Raw genomic sequence first — 3,286 nt, 5'->3', positions numbered from 1 at the left:
GCGCCCTGAAGCCAGGCCTCTGCCGGAAGACGGCGCGGCAGGCCAGGCTGCTGCGGCGCAACAGTGCTCGCGTATCATCGCCAGCACCCATGAGTCAGACTGCCCTCATCCCGGCACCGCCGCTGCTGCACATGCACCCGCTGCGTGTCTACTGGGAAGACACCGACGCCGGCGGCGTCGTCTTCTACGCCAACTACCTGAAGTTCTTCGAGCGCGCGCGCACCGAATGGCTGCGCGCGGCCGGTGTTGGCCAGCACGAGTTGCGCGAGCGCACCGGCGCCATCTTCATCGTCATTGACACGCGGGTACGCTATTTGCGGCCCGCCCGGCTGGACGACGCCTTGCAGATCGCCGTGACCCGCGCCGAACTCGGCCGTGCCACGCTCACCGTGCACCAACACGCCTGGCGCGGCGACGAGTTGCTCTGTGAAGGCAACATCCAGATCGCCTGCGTGGACCACACCAGCTTTCGCCCGCAACGCATTCCCTCCGACGTGCTCAGCCGCCTCACGCCACCATGAATCAGGATCTCTCCATCGTCTCGCTCGTGCTGCATGCCAGCCTGGTCGTGCAGCTCGTCGTCGCCGGCCTGCTGCTGGTCTCGCTGGTCAGCTGGAGCCTGATCTTCGCCAAGCTGTTCGGCATGGCCCGCATCAAGAGCGGCAACGACGCCTTCGAGCAGGAATTCTGGTCCGGCAAGAACCTCAACGACCTGTACAAGAACGCCAGCGCGAAGCCGGACGGCGCACCGATAGAGCGCCTGTTCGCCAGCGGCATGCGTGAGTTCATGAAGCTGCGCGAGCGCCAGCTCGACACGGGCAGCCAGCTCGACGGCGCCCGCCGCGCGATGCGCGCCACGCTGCAGCGCGAGCTGGACGCGATCGAAGGCAACCTCGGCTTCCTGGCCTCGGTCGGCTCGGTCAGCCCGTACGTGGGCCTGTTCGGCACCGTCTGGGGGATCATGAACGCGTTTGTCGGCCTGGGCAGCTTGCAGACGGTGTCGCTGTCCACCGTGGCACCGGGCATTGCCGAAGCGCTGGTGGCAACAGCCATCGGCCTGTTCGCGGCCATTCCTGCGGTCGTCGGCTACAACCGCTTCGCGCGCCAGATCGACCGCGTGGCGATCCAGCTGGAGAGCTTCATCGAGGAGTTCTCCAACATCCTGCAGCGCAACGTGGCTGGCCCTGCCGGCGCGCAGCGCTGAGCCACCGGAGCACCGCATGCCCGCAGTTGCTTCCCGTGGCGCCGGCGGCCGCCGCCGCTCGATGAACGAGATCAACATGGTCCCGTTCATCGACGTGATGCTGGTGCTGCTGATCATCTTCATGGTCAGCGCGCCCATGATCACCACCAGCGTGGTGGACCTGCCCAGCGTGGGCAAGGCCAAGCAGCGGCCCGAGGGTGTGATCGAGATCCTGGTCACCAGCGAAAGCCAGCTCAAGATCAAGATCGACAAGGGCGAGCCCAGCACCATCACGCTGACCCAGCTCGCCGCGCAGGTGAAAGCCGCCCAGAACGGCAGCGCCAACATCCCGGTGGTCATCTCGGGCGACAAGCAGGTGCGCTACGAGACCATCGTGAAGGTCATGGACACGCTGCAGAAAAACGGCGTGCAGCGCGTGGGCCTGTCGGTCAAGCAAGGCGGTTGACGAGGTGGCGTCACCCCTGCCGCAGTCCCTGGCCTTGCCGCGCGAGTCGCTGCGGCCGCCCAGCGCCGACCGGCAAAGCGTCGGCCTGCTGGTCTCGCTGTTGGCCCATGGGCTGCTGATCGCCGGGCTGGCACTGGGCGTGCAGTGGCACACCCAGGACCCGGAGGGCGTGGAAGCCGAACTCTGGGCCGCCACGCCACAGATCGCGGCACCCGCAGCCGTCGAACCGCCACCGGAACCGGCGCAGGAAACCACCCAGCCGCCGCCCAAGGCCGCCACGCCACCGCCACCCGACACGGCCGCGCAGGACCAGCGCGACGCCGAAATTGCCATCGAGCAGGACCGCAAGCGCAAGGCCCAGAAGGAAGCCGAGCGCCTGGAGGCTGAACGCGACGCGCAGGCCCGCAAGGAAGCCGAGGACCAGCGCGCCCGCGACAAGCGCCAGCAGGCGGAGCGCAAGGACAAGGAAGACAAGGCCAAGGCCGAGCGCGAAGCCAAGGCTGAGCAGGACGAGGCCGACCGCAAGGCCGCCGAGAAGAAGACCAAGCTCGACCAGGCCAAGAAGGACAAGGCCGAGGCCGACCGGCGCGAGGCCCAGCGGCAGGACAACATCCGCCGCATGAACGCCCAGCTTGGCGGCACCGGTGCCGAGAACAGCACCGGCACGGCCGCACGCAGCGCCGGCCCCTCGGCCAACTACGCCGGCCGCATCAAGGCCTACATCAAGCCCAACATCGTGCTGACCGATCCCGTGCCCGGCAACCCGACCGCCGAGGTCGAGGTTCGCGTTGCGCCGGACGGCAGCATCATCGGCCGCAAGCTGAGCAAATCCAGCGGCAGTGCGGCTTGGGACGAGGCCGTCATCCGCGCCATCGACCGCACCGCCAAGCTGCCGCGCGACACCGACGGCACCGTGCCGTCAGCGATGACGATCAGCTTCAAACCATCTGAGTAATCTGGTCCTGAAGCGGGTCCGCGTCAGTTGTTCGGCAGCAGGCGCGGCTTGAGCCACGCGTCCACTGACCACTTCCCCGGTCCCCATAGCAACAGCGCCACCAGCAGCGTGCCCCAGAACTGGTGCTGCTGCAGCGCCGGCGCGGTGATCTCGGCCAGGCTCAGCACGGCCATGACGTTGACCACGCTCAGGCCCGCCGCGGTAAATCGCCCCGCCAGCCCCAGCACCAGCAGCACCGGCAGGCCCAGCTCGCCACAGGTGCCCGCGTAGGCCGCCACTTCGGGCGGCAGCAGCGGCACGTGGTATTCGTCCTGGAACAGCGCCAGCGTGGTGTCCCAGTCGCGGATCTTGGTCAGCCCGGAGAGGAAAAACACCTTCGCAACGTAGACGCGCGCCGCCAGCTGGGCCAGCGGCTGCAGGGCTTGAAGACTTCTTTCGACCGCCGCCCAGGCCGGGGTCACGAATGCGGGCAATGGCGAGCGGCGCGTGTTGCCCATGGGCGCCATCGGCATCACAGGGGTCTGCAGAGGCTTGATCATGATGGGGTGTCTCCAGGAATGTGGGGGTGGACCGCCTGCAACCAGCCGGCTTGCAGCGCGCGCACCAGCCAGGCGGTGAAGTCTTCCGGCGGCTGCCCAGCCAGCGCCCGGCCCAGGCTGTGGCCGGCGAGCAGTGCGGTGGT

The 3,286-nt window shown here is 68.1% G+C and carries 5 protein-coding genes; 4 read left to right on the top strand and 1 reads right to left on the bottom strand.

The window, feature by feature from the left end; genetic code table 11:
* Window positions 1–89 precede the first annotated feature (89 nt).
* Genes ybgC through tolA form a run of 4 tightly spaced genes read left to right on the top strand, consistent with a single transcriptional unit; the run spans window position 90 to window position 2,604 of the window.
* Window positions 90–521 (top strand): tol-pal system-associated acyl-CoA thioesterase, encoded by a 432-nt coding sequence (ybgC, locus tag FKP22_RS25215; RefSeq protein ID WP_141290448.1) that lies wholly within the window; start codon window positions 90–92, stop codon window positions 519–521.
* On the top strand, window positions 518–1,204 hold the full coding sequence (tolQ, locus tag FKP22_RS25210; protein ID WP_141290446.1) for a protein TolQ: 687 nt from the start codon (window positions 518–520) through the stop codon (window positions 1,202–1,204). The genes ybgC and tolQ overlap by 4 nt, the downstream gene beginning before the upstream one ends.
* 16 nt (window positions 1,205–1,220) lie before the next feature.
* Window positions 1,221–1,649: an ExbD/TolR family protein gene (locus FKP22_RS25205; RefSeq protein ID WP_141290444.1), complete on the top strand. Its 429-nt coding sequence runs from the start codon at window positions 1,221–1,223 to the stop codon at window positions 1,647–1,649.
* 4 nt (window positions 1,650–1,653) lie between these two features.
* Window positions 1,654–2,604, top strand: a complete 951-nt coding sequence (tolA, locus tag FKP22_RS25200; RefSeq protein ID WP_231011812.1) for a cell envelope integrity protein TolA — start codon at window positions 1,654–1,656, stop codon at window positions 2,602–2,604.
* Between the two features lie 23 nt (window positions 2,605–2,627).
* On the opposite strand, the gene FKP22_RS25195 is transcribed toward tolA, so the two are convergent.
* Window positions 2,628–3,143, bottom strand: coding sequence for a DoxX family protein (locus tag FKP22_RS25195; RefSeq protein ID WP_231011814.1), 516 nt, complete (start codon window positions 3,141–3,143; stop codon window positions 2,628–2,630).
* Between the last annotated feature and the right edge of the window lie 143 nt (window positions 3,144–3,286).

Origin of the sequence: Ideonella azotifigens, assembly GCF_006519715.1 — a bacterium.
GTDB lineage: Bacteria > Pseudomonadota > Gammaproteobacteria > Burkholderiales > Burkholderiaceae_C > Ideonella > Ideonella azotifigens.
This window is presented reverse-complemented; position numbering and strand designations above follow the sequence as displayed.

Excerpts from the sequence above, each read along its gene's own strand:
- FKP22_RS25195 (WP_231011814.1), bottom strand. The coding sequence starts at position 3,143 with ATGATCAAGCCTCTGCAGACCCCTGTGATGCCGATGGCGCCCATGGGC.
- ybgC (WP_141290448.1), top strand. The coding sequence starts at position 90 with ATGAGTCAGACTGCCCTCATCCCGGCACCGCCGCTGCTGCACATGCAC.
- FKP22_RS25205 (WP_141290444.1), top strand. The coding sequence starts at position 1,221 with ATGCCCGCAGTTGCTTCCCGTGGCGCCGGCGGCCGCCGCCGCTCGATG.
- tolQ (WP_141290446.1), top strand. The coding sequence starts at position 518 with ATGAATCAGGATCTCTCCATCGTCTCGCTCGTGCTGCATGCCAGCCTG.